The 15090-nt window shown below is 66.6% G+C and carries 12 protein-coding genes; 6 read left to right on the top strand and 6 right to left on the bottom strand.

The features are described 5' to 3' along the window. Window positions 1–129: 129 nt before the first annotated feature. The 3 genes from tcuC to ompR form a co-directional block, all read right to left on the bottom strand. A complete protein-coding gene (gene tcuC, locus AC1DQ3_RS13295) occupies window positions 130–1434 on the bottom strand; it encodes a tricarballylate/proton symporter TcuC (RefSeq protein WP_477120654.1) in 1305 nt (434 codons plus the stop codon). A gap of 409 nt (window positions 1435–1843) precedes the next feature. Continuing rightward, complete coding sequence (locus tag AC1DQ3_RS13290) at window positions 1844–3193, bottom strand: ATP-binding protein (protein ID WP_477120653.1); 1350 nt, start codon at window positions 3191–3193, stop codon at window positions 1844–1846. A 13-nt stretch (window positions 3194–3206) separates the two neighbouring features. Next, window positions 3207–3929, bottom strand: a complete 723-nt coding sequence (ompR, locus tag AC1DQ3_RS13285; RefSeq protein WP_006576352.1) for an osmolarity response regulator transcription factor OmpR — start codon at window positions 3927–3929, stop codon at window positions 3207–3209. A gap of 254 nt (window positions 3930–4183) precedes the next feature. Here ompR and AC1DQ3_RS13280 point away from each other — a divergent pair, with 254 nt between their 5' ends. Next, window positions 4184–4501 carry a hypothetical protein gene (locus AC1DQ3_RS13280; RefSeq protein ID WP_477120652.1) on the top strand — a complete coding sequence of 106 codons (318 nt, stop codon included), beginning with the start codon at window positions 4184–4186 and terminating at the stop codon, window positions 4499–4501. 159 nt (window positions 4502–4660) lie between these two features. Here AC1DQ3_RS13280 and AC1DQ3_RS13275 read toward each other — a convergent pair whose 3' ends face one another. Together AC1DQ3_RS13275 and hpnD are read right to left on the bottom strand one after the other, a co-directional pair. Next, a complete protein-coding gene (locus AC1DQ3_RS13275; protein ID WP_477120651.1) occupies window positions 4661–5965 on the bottom strand; it encodes a Zn-dependent hydrolase in 1305 nt (434 codons plus the stop codon). 100 nt (window positions 5966–6065) lie between these two features. Next, window positions 6066–6902: a presqualene diphosphate synthase HpnD gene (hpnD, locus tag AC1DQ3_RS13270; RefSeq protein ID WP_477120650.1), complete on the bottom strand. Its 837-nt coding sequence runs from the start codon at window positions 6900–6902 to the stop codon at window positions 6066–6068. Between the two features lie 412 nt (window positions 6903–7314). Here hpnD and AC1DQ3_RS13265 point away from each other — a divergent pair, with 412 nt between their 5' ends. Both AC1DQ3_RS13265 and AC1DQ3_RS13260 read left to right on the top strand, forming a co-directional pair. Further along, window positions 7315–8529 (top strand): efflux RND transporter periplasmic adaptor subunit, encoded by a 1215-nt coding sequence (locus AC1DQ3_RS13265; protein WP_477120649.1) that lies wholly within the window; start codon window positions 7315–7317, stop codon window positions 8527–8529. Window positions 8530–8539: 10 nt separating this feature from the next. Further along, a complete protein-coding gene (locus AC1DQ3_RS13260) occupies window positions 8540–11650 on the top strand; it encodes an efflux RND transporter permease subunit (protein ID WP_477120648.1) in 3111 nt (1036 codons plus the stop codon). A 55-nt stretch (window positions 11651–11705) separates the two neighbouring features. On the opposite strand, the gene AC1DQ3_RS13255 is transcribed toward AC1DQ3_RS13260, so the two are convergent. Then, window positions 11706–12116: a DUF3830 family protein gene (locus tag AC1DQ3_RS13255; RefSeq protein ID WP_477120647.1), complete on the bottom strand. Its 411-nt coding sequence runs from the start codon at window positions 12114–12116 to the stop codon at window positions 11706–11708. Window positions 12117–12318: 202 nt separating this feature from the next. Here AC1DQ3_RS13255 and AC1DQ3_RS13250 point away from each other — a divergent pair, with 202 nt between their 5' ends. Genes AC1DQ3_RS13250 through AC1DQ3_RS13240 form a run of 3 tightly spaced genes read left to right on the top strand, consistent with a single transcriptional unit; the run spans window position 12319 to window position 15052 of the window. After that, window positions 12319–13017, top strand: coding sequence for a GntR family transcriptional regulator (locus AC1DQ3_RS13250; protein WP_477120646.1), 699 nt, complete (start codon window positions 12319–12321; stop codon window positions 13015–13017). Between the two features lie 29 nt (window positions 13018–13046). Continuing rightward, window positions 13047–13724 (top strand): DUF2848 domain-containing protein, encoded by a 678-nt coding sequence (locus AC1DQ3_RS13245; RefSeq protein WP_477120645.1) that lies wholly within the window; start codon window positions 13047–13049, stop codon window positions 13722–13724. Then, window positions 13721–15052, top strand: coding sequence for an amidase (locus AC1DQ3_RS13240; RefSeq protein ID WP_477120644.1), 1332 nt, complete (start codon window positions 13721–13723; stop codon window positions 15050–15052). Before AC1DQ3_RS13245 ends, AC1DQ3_RS13240 begins: the two co-directional genes overlap by 4 nt. Window positions 15053–15090: the final 38 nt, after the last annotated feature.

Genomic DNA, 15090 nt, shown 5'->3' with positions numbered 1-15090 from the left:
AGGCACGGGGTGCAGCGGGGCCGGCAGCGCGCGCCGGTCAACGATGATGGCGGCGCCATGTTGCGAGGCGATGTCAGCCACGATGTCAGCCACATTCGCCGCTCGCGCAGCCCGGCCGGAAGAGGGAGTCTACCCCGGCAGGGCCGCACGGTGTTCGACATAGGCGTGCTGCCGACCGCCGCGGAAAATCACCAGCGTGGCGACAAGCCCGCACGCGGCGGCGAACATCAGCCACAGGCCGGGAGCGGCCTTGTTGCCGGTGCTGTGGATCAGGTAGGTCGCGATGGCCGGCGTGAAGCCGCCGAACAAGGCCGTGGCCAGGCTGTAGGCCAGCGAGAAGCCGGCGGTGCGCACCGCGGGCGGCATCACTTCGGCCAGGGTCACCACCATCGCGCCGTTATAGCTGCCGTAAAGGAAGGACAGCCACAGTTCGACCATCAGCAGGCGGCCGAACGACGGCTCTGCCACCAGCCAGGACACCGCCGGGTAGGCCGTAAGCAGCGTGAGGATGGTGAAGATCACCAGCAAGGGCTTGCGGCCCACGCGGTCCGACAGGGCGCCCATCAGCGGCAGCCAGATGAAGTTGGACAGCCCCACGCACATGGTGACGATCAGGTTGTCCACGTCGTCGAGCTTGAGCACGGTCTTGCCGAAGGTCGGCGTGTAGGCGGTGATCATGTAGAAGGACACCGTGGTCATCACGACCATCATGCAGCCGGCTACGATGATGCGCCAGTTCTCCAGCATCGAGCGGTAGATCTCGCGGATGGCGGGGCGATGCTTGCGCGCCTTGAATTCCTCGGTTTCCTCCAGCGAGCGGCGGATCAGGAACAGGAAGGGCACGATCAGGCAGCCGATCAGGAACGGCACGCGCCAGCCCCATTCGCCCATCTGCTCCGGCGACAGCATGCCATGCAGCATCACGCCGAGCAGGCCGGCGAAGATCACCGCCACTTGCTGGCTGGCCGATTGCCACGCCACGTAGAAGCCCTTCCTGCCGGGCTTGGCGATTTCCGCCAGGTAGACCGACACGCCGCCCAGCTCCACGCCGGCGGAGAAGCCCTGCAACAGGCGGCCTGCCAGCACCAGCAGCGGCGCGGCCACGCCGATCGAGGCGTAGCCCGGCACGCAGGCGATCAGCAAGGTGCCGAGCGCCATCAGGACCAGGGTCAGGATCAGGCCCTTGCGGCGGCCATGGTGGTCGATATACGCGCCGAGGATGATGGCGCCGAGAGGACGCATCAGGAAGCCCGCGCCGAAGGTCGCGAGCGAGAGCATCAGCGAGGCGAACTCGTTACCGCTGGGGAAGAATGTCTTGGCGATGGCGGCGGCATAGAAGCCATACACCATGAAGTCGTACATTTCCAGGAAGTTGCCGCTGACGACACGGAACACGGTGCGGAACCCGTGTTGCTGGGTGGGGGAGTTTGACATTTGGCTGTCTCTCGCTGATGCCGCCGGTTGGTTCCGGGGGCTTGATTTTGGTCGGCTGCCAGCCGGGGATCTGGTTCAGCTTGGTGGGGACTGGGCCTTGGCTGGGCTTGGTTTCAGGGTGTCCCGCTGATGGCGGCAAGTTTGCGCCGGGAGGGCTGTCAATCCGCTGTCAAATGGCTTTCAGATTGATATCAAAAGCTGTCGAAAGCCTGTCAGTGCGGGGGCGGTGGGAGGGCTTTCTTGCGTTTGTGATTCAAGGCCAACAACAAATCGCCCCCATGCGGGAGAGGCGCGCGGGGGAGAGGGCGCTCGCGATGCCGCGAATCGTTCGTCCGCCGATTGCGATTCTGTATCGCGCGGCGCGGTAGTGTGCCCGCGCGCTTTACGTGCTCTACGTGCTTTACGTGCTTTACGCTCGCCTGAAAAATGCACTGACCACCAGACCGGTGGCCGGCGGGGGGCGGTTTGCCAACGTCAACCTGCCGCCACTCCTTTGCAGGATGCGATTGACGATCGACATTCCCAGCCCTGCGCCCTTGGCCTCGCTGCGCGCGCCATCCAGCCGGTAGAAAGGCCGCGTCAACAACGGCAGTTGCGCGTCAGGCACCCCACTGCCATTGTCGGACACCGTCAGTACCGCTTCCTTGTCTTCAATACGCGTACTGATCTCGACCACGGCCACCCCGTTGTCTTCAGCCTTGGCATAACGCCGTGCGTTTTCGACGAGGTTGTCGAGGATGCGCTGCACTTCCATGCGGTTGGCGACGGCCATCACGGGGGCGCTGGCACGCACATGCACGCGCACATCGTCGTGCGCGCCATAGACGCCGACAGCGTCCTGCACCAGGGCGGAGAGGTCAACGGGCTCGACGGTCTCCTGCGCAGGCCGGGCATAGTTGAGGAATTGCCCGATGATGGCGTCCATCTGTTCGATATCGGCGATCATGGCTTCGCGCGTGGTGTCATCCACGGGCGACATTTCGGTTTCCAGCCGCAGCCGCGTCAGCGGCGTGCGCAGGTCGTGCGAAATGCCGGCCAGCATGACCACGCGGTCGTCGTCGAGCTGGCGCAGGTCGCGCACCATCTGGTTGAAGCTGTGGTTGGCCTGCGCCACTTCGCTGGCGCCGTGCTCAGGCAGCGTGGGCGGGTCGCCGCCGCCGCCGATGGCGCGCGCCGCGTTGGCCAGCCGCTTGAGCGGATGGTTGACGAGCGACGTGATAAAGGCGGCGCCGAAGATCGACAGCAGCAGCGCGGCAATACTCCACCAGAGCCACTGGATGCCGGGCACGCGTTCAAACCGTTCGGGGCTGATCGCGACCCAGTAGTCGTCGCCTTCGATCTCGAAGCTGACCCACACGCCGGGGATGTCGTTCACCGTGGTCGCAATCACGGTGCCTTCGCCAAGGCGGCTGCGAATCTCCTGCTGCACCAGTGGGGTGAGGAAGGGATTCGTCGTCGCTACGGTGAAATCGTCGTCTTTCTCGCGCGGGTAGACCTTGATGCCTTCGTTCTGCACCAGGTCGAGCAGCAGGAAGCGCCGCCGCGCGGGGTCGGAATAGAGCAGGGCGGCGCGCGTGAGCTTGACCACGCTGACCACCTGCATGGCGACCTGCTGGGCGCGCGGCGCGCGTTCGAAGAGCCGATAGCTCTGGAACCAGATAGCCAGCGAGAGCGCCAGCAAAAGGGCGATCAGCATGAAGGTTCGCCAGAACAGCGAACCGAACAGGCGCGTAGCCGTGCGGCTTAACAAAGTCGCCACGATGCGCGGCGCCTTACTTCACGCCATCGGGGATGAAGACGTAGCCGAGGCCCCAGACCGTCTGTATGAAACGCGGGTTGCCCGGATCGGGTTCGATGAGCTTGCGCAGGCGCGAGATCTGCACGTCGAGACTGCGGTCGAAGACCTCGTACTCGCGGCCGCGCGCCATTTCCATGAGCTTTTCGCGCGACAGCGGCTGGCGCGGATGCCGGGCGAAAACCTTGAGCACGGAAAACTCGCCGGTGGTCAGGGTGATCTCTTCGTCGTTCTTGGTCAGCGTGCGGGTGGCAAGGTTGAGCACGAAGTCGCCAAAAGCGAAGGTTTCCGGCGTTTCCGAGGGCGCGCCGGGGACTTCGGCGGGGCCCTTGCGGCGCAGCACGGCGTGGATCCGCGCGATCAGCTCGCGCGGGTTGAAGGGCTTGGGCAGGTAATCGTCGGCGCCCATCTCGAGCCCGACGATGCGGTCGACGTCCTCGCCTTTTGCCGTGAGCATGATGATCGGCGTCTGGTCGTTGGCGCCACGCAGGCGGCGGCAGATCGACAGCCCATCCTCGCCCGGCATCATCAGGTCGAGTACTAGCAGGTCGAAACGCTCGCGCAACCAAAGCTTGTTCATCGCGGTGGCGTTCTCTGCTACCAGTACCGTGAAGCCCTGTTCGCCAAGGTAACGGCGCAGCAGGTCGCGCAGACGGGGGTCGTCGTCCACGACGAGAATCTTGTGACTGGTATTTTCCATGGCGGTATCTTAGCGACAAACGCTTTCGGTCAAAATGGCTTAACAAAAGGTTACATACTTTACCCCGTGGTATGACAGCGCGCATCCACCTGCGTTTACACTGCCGCATACCGTTTCCGCAGCCAGTCCCACGGGGTTTTCGTGGGCGTCCGCCGTGAAATCTCACTGCCATGACGTGGCGAGGCGGGGCTTCGGATTTCCGGCTTCCGGCGGTCCGGTAACCACCGCTTCCGAAGCCAAAACCTCCATTATCAATGAAAGTCACCTGCAAGCGCGCCGGATGTACCCTTTCCCGCGCCGGCGCGACTCTAGCGCTGTTGCTTGCCGCCACTGCGGGACACCCGCAATCGCCAGGCATGGCGCACTTGCTGCCTGGGTCCGGTAAGGCCGTCCCGGCCACCGAGCGCGGGCAAGACGATGCCCGCGCCCGCGCCGGGAAGTCCCGCAGCGAGCGCGATCTGAACGAGCGCCTGCCTCGCGCGCTGCCCAACGACAAGCTCTCTCCCGACGAGCGGCGCAGGCTGCGCCAGAATCTCTACGAACTCGGGCGGGAGATGTACCAGGGCGGCTAGGTCGCCCCTGGGTCGCCCTATGTCGCAGCTTGCCACAGCGCGCGGCATCCGGRGTATCGGCGTGCGTCCCGCGTTCCGGCCTGCGCGGCACCCGGCCCGCCGGGTGCCGCGCAGGCTGCTTTCAGGGCAGCCCTGCGTGCGGTACTTCGACTTCGGTCATCAGGATGTGCGTCCCCCGGTCAGGACCGACGGTTCGCGCGGCTGGAAATGCCGCAGGAAGTCGACGAAGGCCTCGGCCGCGAGTTGTGCGTCGTCGGCGGTGATGGTCTCCAGCGGGTTGTGGCTGATGCCGCCGTTGCCGCAGCGCACGAAGAGCATCGCCACGTCGGTGATGCGCTGCATCATCATGGCGTCGTGACCCGCGCCGGAGGGCAGTTCCCAGGCTTGCAGCCCGCGCTTCCTCAATACCGCCCCGAACTGGTCCATCAGCCAGCGCGCGCAGGGCGCGTTGTTGACCGGCGGCACGCGTTCCACGTCGGCTACGAGGCCGCGGCGCGTGGCGATCGCCTGGATGCCGGCCACGATATCGGCAATGGCGGCCTCGCGGATACCATCCTCGCCCGCGCGAATGTCCATCGAAAACACACATTCTGCCGGGATGACGTTGCTGGAGCCGTTCGGCACCTGCAACTGGCCCACCGTGCCGACCAGCGCAGGCACCTGGGCACAGCGCCGCTCCACCAGCAGCACCATTTCGGCGGCGGCCGTGGCGGCGTCCTTGCGCAGGGTCATGGGCGTGGTGCCGGCGTGGCTGGCGAGGCCCTGCACGCGTACCTGGAAGCGGCTGCTGCCGGCAATCTGCGTGACGACGCCCAGCGGCAGCCCGTGGTGCAGCAATACCGGACCTTGCTCGATATGGACTTCGACAAATCCATGCAAGGTGGCGGGGTCCACTGCCGCGGTCCGCAGTGCGTCAATGCTGCCCGCGCCCGGCAGGCCGGAGGCGGCCAGCGCCTCGCGCAGCGTCACGCCGTCGGTGTCGGCGCGATCCAGCAGCGCCGGGTCGAAACGGCCGGCCAGCACACTGCTGGCCAGGAAACTGGTCTTGAAGCGCAGCCCTTCCTCCTCGGCGAAGGCCACCACATCGAAGTGATAGGGCAGGCGGATGCCGGCGGCGTGGAGGGCGCCCACCACGGCGACCGGCAGCAGGATGCCGAGCCGGCCGTCATAGTGGCCGCCGTTGCGGACCGTGTCGAAGTGCGAGCCGGTCATCAGCACGCGCGCGGCATCGCCCACGGCCGGATCGGCGGCATAGCGGCCGATCACATTGCCGATGGCATCGATGCGCACCTGCATGCCAGCCGCCTCCATCCATTCGGCCAACTGCGCCTGCGCGGCGCGGTGGGCGGGCGTCAGGAAGGCGCACGTCAAGCCGCCCTCCATATCCGAGAAGCGCGCCAGCGAGGCCGCCTGGTCGAGAATGGTCTGGCCGAGCGGAAGGAGGGATTGGGTGGATTGGGTCATGGCAGTTGCGCGGAAGGTAAGGCAGGGGAAATCCCGGCGGCGCCCGGAACTTGCCGCACGGGGCCGGATTGGCGGAATTCAGCCGGCGCCGGCGCGGCGCTCAACGATTGCGCATCCATGTCTTCCAGGCGACCCACAGCTTGCGCATCGGCGTCAGCGAAATACGCTGGTTCAGCACCTGGAAGTCGCTGGCCTCGATTTCGTCGAGCAGCGTCTGGCAGATCGCGCCCATCACCAGCCCGGCGCGTTGGGCGCGGCGATMGGCGGGGGGCAGCAGTGCCAGCGCCTCGCGGTAGAGCGCGCGGGCCTGCCCGGCCTGGTGGCGCATCAACGTCACGAAGCGGTCCGAATGCGTTCCCTGGTTGATTTCGGAAACGGGCACCTGGAAGCGCTGCAGCGTGTTGACCGGCAGATAGATCCGGCCGCGCCGGGCGTCCTCGCCGACATCGCGCAGGATATTGACCATCTGCAGCGACAGTCCCAGCTTCTCCGCGAATTCGGGCGTGCGGGGATCCTGATAGCCAAGGATGCGGGCGCTCATGGTGCCGACCACGCCCGCCACGCAATGGCAATAGCGCGCGAGCGCGATGTCATCGAGATAGCGCGACTGGGCCAGGTCCATCTCCATGCCTTCGAGCACTTCGCCGAACATTGACTGCGTCAGGCCGTACGCCTGCACATGCGGCCGCAGCGCCTTGGTGACGGGGTGGGTGGGGGCGCCGTCGAACATCTGGCCGATTTCGCCGCGCCACCAGGCAAGCTGCTGGTGGGCGACGCTGGCGTCCTGGGTGTCGTCGACCACATCGTCGACCTCCCGGCACCACGCATGCAGTGCGGTGATGGCCTGCCGCCGTTCCGGTGGCAGGAACAAGAAACTGTAATAAAAACTGGAGCCGCTCCGCGCGGCCTTTTCTTGGCAATACTGATCGGGCGTCACGCCGTTCTCGGGTCGGTGTTGGGGGACGATGCCTGCGCTGGCGTCGCGGCGGATTGTAGCATTTGCCCTCGCGCGGCCTTGCCGCCGGTCACCGGCGTGAGCCAGCCGGGGCAGCCGAGGCTGCGGCCGCGCTTGGCCGCACTGACGCCACGACGCTACTACGCTACTACGCAAAATGCAGGCAGCGGACGGGCGGTTGCATCTCTGCGACACTTCGCCGCATTCGGCGCGGGCCCTGATTCCACTAGGGTCCTGAGGTTTTTCCACGGTGTTGATCGTGCTTTTTCAGATCCATGCCGGGCCGTGTCGTTTGACGCCTTCGGGTCGTCCCCTATATATTGCTGACCGGCGAGTTATTAATTCGGCTCGCATCGCCTGGTGCCCGCTGTTCCACCGATTCCACGCTTAACTCATGCCAGTGCCTCCTCCCAGGCCAGAAGCTGCGGCCATCGATGTGATCTTTTATTATCTTCGCGGCGTCAGCGAGGCTGCTACGGCGACTGCGGGCACCGTGCGCCGCGCACATTTGTTCCGGGCGCGGCTCGTGCTGCCGGTGCTTGCCGGCCTGCTGGCGTCAGGTGGCTGCAACCGCCAGCCGGAGCGCGCGCCTGAGATCCGCCCGGTGCGGTTGATGCAGGTACAACCCGGCGCTGGCAAGACGGATCTGGAGTTCTCGGGCGATGTGCGGCCACGGATCGAATCACGGCTGGGTTTCCGCGTCGGAGGCAAGATTGCCGCCCGCCTGGTTGACGTAGGCGCCACGGTCCGCAAGGGCCGGCCGCTCGCGCGGCTCGATCCTACCGACCTGGGCCTGGCGGAAGCGGGCTCGCGTGCCCAGTACGACGCGGCCAAGACCGATCGCGACCTCGCCGAGGCCGATCTCAAGCGCTACAACGAGCTGTTCGGCAAGAAGTTCATCAGTGCGGCCGAGCAGCAACGCCGCCAGGCCACCTTCGATTCCGCCGTTTCCCGCCTGCGCCAGGCCGAGGCCGGGCTGCGCAACCAGGCCAACCAGACTGCCTATGGCGTGCTGACCGCCGACGCCGACGGCGTGGTGACCCTGATCGAAGCCGAGGTTGGCCAGGTGGTGGCGGCCGGGCAATCGGTCGTCCGGGTGGCGCAAACCGCCGAGAAGGAGGTGGCGGTCGGGTTGCCGGAAGACCAGGTCGAGCGCCTGCGCGGCATTTCCGACGTGACGGTGCGGACCTGGGCCGAGCCCGGCCGTCCCCTGCCGGGCCGCGTGCGGGAAATCTCCCCGATGGCAGACCCGGTCACCCGCACCTATGCGGCCCGCATCAGCGTGCCCAATCCGCCGCCGGACTTCAGGTTCGGCATGACCGCGGTGGTGACCTTCACCCGCACCGGCGACGGCGCCGCGCTGCGGGTGCCGGTCTCCGCGCTGCTGCAGCAACAGGGCAGCAACCAGGTCTGGGTGTATGACGCTGCCGCGGGCATGGTGCAGCCGGTCACGGTCACCCTGGGCGAGCTGCAGGGCAATGAGGTCCAGGTCAAGCAGGGGCTGTCCCCAGGGCAAACCATCGTCACCGCGGGCGTGCACCTGCTCAAGCCCGGCCAGAAGGTGAGGCCGCTGCAGCCCGTGGCGCCCACGCCGGCCACGCGCAACTAAGGCGCGCGGCATGGACCATTCCCGTTTCAATCTGTCGCGCTGGGCCCTGGAGCACCAGCCGCTGACCCGTTACCTGCTGGCGGCGCTGCTGCTGGGCGGGCTCTTTGCGTTCTTCCAGCTCGGGCAGGACGAGGATCCGCCCTTTACCTTCCGCGTGATGGTGGTGCAGGCGTTCTGGCCCGGCGCCACCGCCGAGCAGATTGCGGTGCAGGTCACCGACAAGATCGAGCGCCAGCTGCAGGACGTGCCTTACGCCGACAAGATCCGCAGCTTCTCCAAGCCCGGCGAGACCACGGTGGTCTTGCAGCTCAGGGACACCGCGCCGGCCAAGGACACCGCGCAGATCTGGTACAGCGCGCGCAAGAAGATCGGGGACATCGTGCAGACCTTGCCGGCGGGCGTGCGCGGGCCGTTCTTCAATGACGAATTCGGCGACGTGTATGGCTCGATCTACGCGCTCTCGGCCGACGGCTTCAACTACAAGGAATTGCGGGAATACGCCGACCTGGCACGCCAGCAACTGCTGCGCGTGCCGTCGGTTGCCAAGGTGGCGCTGATCGGCCTGCAGGACGAGAAGGTCTATATCGAGTTCAATCAGGCGCGCTTTGCCCAGCTCGGGTTGGATATCAACGCGATCGCCGACCAGATTTCCCAGCAGAACAGCATGACCGCCAGTGGCGTGCTGGTGACGCCCGGCGACAACCTGCAGGTGCGCCTCTCAGGCCAGTTCGCCAATGTGGGCGACCTGGAAAACCTGGTGCTGCGCGGCCTCAACGGCATCGCCAATATCCGCCTGGGCGATATCGCCCATGTCTACCGCGGCTATGTCGATCCGCCCGCGAACAAGATGCGCTTCCAGGGCAAGGAAGTGATYGGGCTGGGGATCTCGATGGACAAGGGCGGTGACATCATCGCCCTGGGCAAGAACCTGAGCGCCGCGATGGCGGGATTGCGCGGGCAGCTCCCGGTCGGCATCGAGCTGGACCAGGTGCAAAACCAGCCCGAGGCGGTCGAGCGATCCGTGGGCGAATTTGTGCACGTGCTGATCGAGGCAGTGGTGATCGTGCTGGGCGTGAGCTTTGTCTCGCTCGGCCTGCATACCAGGCCGCTGCGGCTGGATGTGCGTCCCGGGCTGGTGGTGGCGCTGACCATTCCGCTGGTGCTCGCCCTCACGCTACTGTTCATGAACATGTTCGGCATCGGCCTGCACAAGATATCGCTGGGAGCGCTGATCGTGGCGCTAGGGCTGCTGGTCGACGACGCCATCATCGCGGTGGAGATGATGGTGCGCAAGCTGGAGGAGGGCTTTTCCAAGATGGAGGCGGCCACCTTCGCCTACACCTCCACCGCGATGCCGATGCTGACCGGCACGCTGATCACCGCCGCCAGCTTCCTCCCGGTGGGGCTGGCGCGCTCCACCGTGGGCGAGTACACCTTCGCCATCTTTGCCGTGACCGCGATGGCGCTGGTGCTGTCGTGGCTGGCGGCGGTCTACTTCACGCCCTACCTGGGTTATCTGCTGCTCAAGCCCCGGCCGGCTGGCGGGGGCGAGCAGCATGCGGTGTTCGACACGCCGTTCTACAACCGGTTCCGGCGGCTGGTGAACTGGTGCGTGACGTGGCGCAAGACCGTGATCGTCATCACCCTGGTGGCCTTCGGCCTTGGTCTCTACGCCTTCAACTTCGTCGAGAAACAGTTCTTCCCGGATTCGAGCCGGCCGGAGCTGATGGTGGAAATGTGGCTGCCCGAGGGCACCAGCTTCGCGCAGACCGAGGCCGAGGCGAAGCGCTTCGAAGCGGCGCTGCGCGGGGACAGCGAGATTGCCAGCCTGACCACCTTCGTGGGCAGCGGCGCGCCGCGCTTCTACCTGCCGCTTGACCAGATCTTCCCGCAGAGCAACGTGGCGCAGGTGATCGTGATGCCGGCCGATGTGGCACTGCGCGAGCGCGTGCGGGCGCGCCTCACCAGCCTGCTGGCGAGCGATTTCCCGCAATTGCGCGGGCGCGTCAAGCTGCTGCCGAACGGGCCGCCGGTACCTTATCCGGTGCAGTTCCGCGTCATCGGGCCTGACGCCGCCGGCGTGCGCAAGCTGGCCGACGAAGTCAAGGCCGTGATGAACGCCAACCCGAACACGCTGGGGGTCAACGACAACTGGAACGAGAGCGTCAAGGTGCTGCGCCTGGACATCGACCAGGACAAGGCCCGCGCGCTCGGCGTCAGTACCACCGCCATCGCACGCGTGACGCAGACCGTGCTGAGCGGTGTGGCAGTGGGGCAATATCGCGATGGCGACAAGCTGATCGACATCCTGATGCGCGCGCCGCGCAACGAGCGCGACGCCATGTCCGACCTGCAGAATATGCAGGTGCCCACCGCCAGCGGCCGCGTGGTGCCGCTGACCCAGGTGGCGCGCATCGCCTTGCGCTCCGAGCCGGGTGTGATCTGGCGCGAGAACCGCGACTTTGGCGTCACCGTGCAGTCCGAAGTGGTGGAAGGCATCCAGGGCCCCACCGTGACGGCGCAGATCAATCCCAGGCTGGACAAGCTGCGCGCAACGCTGCCGGCGGGCTACCGTATCACGGTGGCCGGGGCGGAAGAAGAAAACAGCAAGGCCGGCGCGTCGATCGCCGCGCAGCTGCCATTGTGCATCTTCATTGTCTTCACGCTGTTGATGCTGCAGTTGCACAGCTTCTCGCGTTCGCTGATGGTGTTCCTGACCGGGCCGCTGGGGCTGATCGGCGCGGCCGCCACGCTGCTGCTGCTTGGCGCCCCGATGGGCTTCGTGGCGCAGCTCGGCATTACCGCGCTGCTGGGCATGATCATCCGCAACTCGGTAATCCTGATCGACCAGATCGAGCAGGACATACGTGCCGGTGCGCAGGTCTGGGATGCGATTGTCGAATCGGCCGTCCAACGCTGCCGCCCCATCGTCCTGACCGCGGCGGCGTCCGTGCTGGCCATGATCCCGCTGTCGCGCTCGGTGTTCTGGGGGCCGATGGCGGTGGCGATCATGGGCGGCCTGGTCATTGCCACGGCGTTGACGTTGTTGTTCTTGCCGGCCCTGTATGCGGCCTGGTTCAGGGTGAAGCCGCCGCAGGCGGGTGCCCTGGCGGCCCGCTGAGCGAGCGCTGGACCGTGCTCGGACGCTTGACGCCGCCGGGCATGCGGCGCGGCTCCTAGATCAACTCAAAACCAATATCCTGCGCGCCTTCCCACAGCACCTTGGTGCCCAGCGCGCGCAGGTTCTCCTTGCCTTCCACGATCGTCAGGAAATGGTTGCCCGCCAGCTGCCCCACCTTGCTGGCGAAGCAGCAACTGCCATACGCCAGGATGAGCTCGGTCTCGCTAAAGCCGCCCGGGTAGAACAGGATGTCGCCCACCGACGGGTGGCTGGTGTGGTTCTCGAAGTCGACCCCCAGCTTGAATTCACCCAGCGGAATCCAGCAGCCTTCGCCGCTCCAGCGGACGTGGATCAGCTTTTGCCGGTAGGGCAGCAGCCTGGTGAACGCTCCGACGGTCTTGGGCGCATCGGGATGGGTTTCGGCGACGAACCGGTAGCCGCCGGCGGTGATACGGATCTGGGCCATTCAGGCTCTCCTTGGGTGATCGGGGTGGTGGTTCAGCTTAGTGCCACCGCGGCGCTTGAGCAAATTGGAAAATACGGCAGTACGCGACGCCTTGGCCCACCCCGTTGCCGCAGTGGTCAGTGTTTACCCGAACGTTCCGCATGTTGACGCTCAGTGAAATATCAGATTAGTATCACAACAACTTCAACACGCAGGAATCGTCATGTCGAACCCGATCCGGCTGGTCGGCGGCGCTGAGCGCAATACCGATCCCGCACCCCGCGCCGCGACTGGCGCCGCGATGCGCGAACAGGCCTACGCCGAGATCAAGCGGCGCATCATTTCCTGCGAGTTCCGTCCTGGCGAGCCGTTGAACGAGGCGCACGTCGGCGCCTTGCTCGGACTCGGCCGCACGCCGGTGCATCAGGCACTGCACCGGCTGGAAGTGGAAGGGCTGGTGTCGATCATGCCGCGCAAGGGCGTGCTGGTATCGCCGCTGTCGCTCAACGAAGTGCTCGACATGATCGAAGTGCGCGCCACCAACGAAGTGCTGTGCGCCACGCTGGCTTGCGAGCGCGCCCACGAGAGCGATCTCAAGGCCATGCGCGATATCGTCGACCGCTCGCCCGACCTGATCGCGCGGCGCGACATCGCCGGCCTGGCTGCGCTCGACCTCAAATTCCATACCGCCATGTCGGCCGCCTCGCGCAATCGCGTGCTGGCCGACCTGCTGCGCGGCCTGCATGAGAAGCAGGCGCGCTTCTGGTTCCTCTCGCTATCCGACCCCCAGCACCTCGAGAACGTCTACCAGGAGCACCTGGTGATCATCGACGCCCTGGAGCGGCGCGACGTGACGGCGGTGCGAGAGGCCATCCGCGAACATATCGACGAATTCCGGAAGAACATCATCCGGACCATCTGACCGTTTTTCTCCGCAACAGGTAGCACGCAATGCCGACACTTCAATTCCAGGTAGCCGGCGAGGGCCAGCTCGTCCTCGATATCCAGCGCCTCATCATCGCCGGCTGGACCGGCCGCGACGCCGACGCCGTCAACCACCACATCCGCGAGCTCGAAGAGATCGGCGTCAAGCCGCCTACCACCGTGCCTTGCTTCTACCCGCTGGCCGCCGCGCTGCTGACCACGGATACGCTGCTCGAAGTGCCGCGCGAAGACTCGTCCGGTGAAATCGAATTCGTGCTGCTGGCCGGCAAGGACGAGATGTACATCGGCGTAGGCTCGGACCACACCGACCGCAAGGTCGAAGCCTACGACGTCACTGTCTCCAAGCAAATGTGCGCCAAGCCACTGGGCCGCGAAGTCTGGCGCTTTGCCGACGTGGCCGCCCATTGGGACCAGTTGCAGATGCGTTGCTGGCGCACCCGCAACGGCCAGCGCGAGCTCTATCAGGAAGGCCTGGTGACGCGCCTGCTCGACCCGCGCGACCTGATCCGGCGCCTGACCGGCGAAGACAAGCTGCCCGCCGGCACCGCCATGTTCTGCGGCACGCAGGCCGTGATCGGCGAACTGGGCAGCGGCGAAGCCTTTGAAGTGGAACTCCACGACCCGGTGCTCAAGCGCACGCTGCGCCATGCCTACCGCGTCGAATGCCTGGCAGTGGCGCCATGAGCACCGCGCTGCCAACCATTGCCGCGCTGGGCGCCGATCTGGCCGCCGGGCGCGCCACCAGCGTCGCCTTGACCGAGCAGGCACTGGCCCGTATCGACGCCCACCGCAACGGCGGCGGTACGGCCTTCCTTGAAGTCGACGCCGCCGGCGCGCTGGCCGCGGCGCGTGCGGCTGACCAGGCCCGTGCCGCCGGGCTGGTGGCATCGCCGCTGGCCGGATTGCCGATCTCGATCAAGGACCTGTTCGACGTGCAGGGGCAGGTGACGCGTGCTGGCTCGAAGGCGCTTGCCGGCGCCCCCGCCAGCGCCGACGCGCCGGTGGTAGCCCGCCTGCGCGCCGCCGGCGCCGTGCTGATCGGGCGCACCAATATGAGCGAGTTCGCGTTCTCGGGGCTCGGCCTGAACCCGCACTACGGCACGCCGCGCACGCCGTTCGACGCAGCGCGCATTGCAGGTGGCTCCACGTCGGGTGGCGCGGTCAGCGTGGCGCTCGATATGGCAGTAGCCGCGCTCGGCACCGATACCGGCGGCTCGATCCGCATTCCCAGCGCCTTCTGCGGCCTGACCGGCTTCAAGCCAACGGCGAGCCGGGTGCCGCTGGCCGGCGCGGTGCCGTTGTCGACCTCGCTCGACTCCGCTGGTCCGCTGGCGCGTTCGGTTGCCTGCTGCGCGGCGTTCGACGCCATCGTCAGCGGCGAGACCCTGGACAGCCGGCCCGCGCCGCTGGCAGGCCTGCGGTTGCTGGTGACGCGCGACTACGTTTGCGACGGCCTCGATGCCGAAGTCGCGCAAGCCTTCGACGCCACGCTGGCGACGCTGTCGCGGCTTGGTGCGCAAATCGTCCCGTTCGATTTCCCCGAGCTCGGGCGCCTGCCGCAGATCAACGCCGGCGGCGGCCTGACCGCGGCCGAGGCATGGCACTGGCACAAGCAATTGCTGGCCCAGCGTGGGCATGACTACGACCAGCGCGTCGCCATGCGTATCCGCCGCGGCGAGCAACTCGGTGCCGCCGACTACATCGCGCTGCTCGCCGAGCGCCGCGCCATGCAGGCGCGCGCCGCCGAGCTGCTGCGCGAGGCCGACGCCTGGCTGATGCCCACGGTTGCGGTGCGTCCGCCGAGGCTGGACGCGCTGGACAGCGATGAAGCCTTCTTCGCCACCAATGGCCTGGTGCTGCGCAACCCCAGCGTGCTCAATTTCCTCGACGGCTGCGCGGTATCGTTGCCGCTGGCGGCGGAGCAGGGCATTGGCCTGAGCGTTGGCGGCCTGAACGGGCGCGACGCGCGCGTGCTGCAGGTAGCCGGCGCCATCGAAACCGCGCTGCGCTAAGCAAGCAAAACCGAGGGCCGCGACCAAGCAGCGCGGCC

The sequence above is a fragment of the Cupriavidus sp. 01T418 genome, assembly GCF_056398885.1.
The sequence above is the reverse complement of the archived record's forward strand: the minus strand, read 5'-3'. Positions and strand labels throughout refer to the sequence as shown.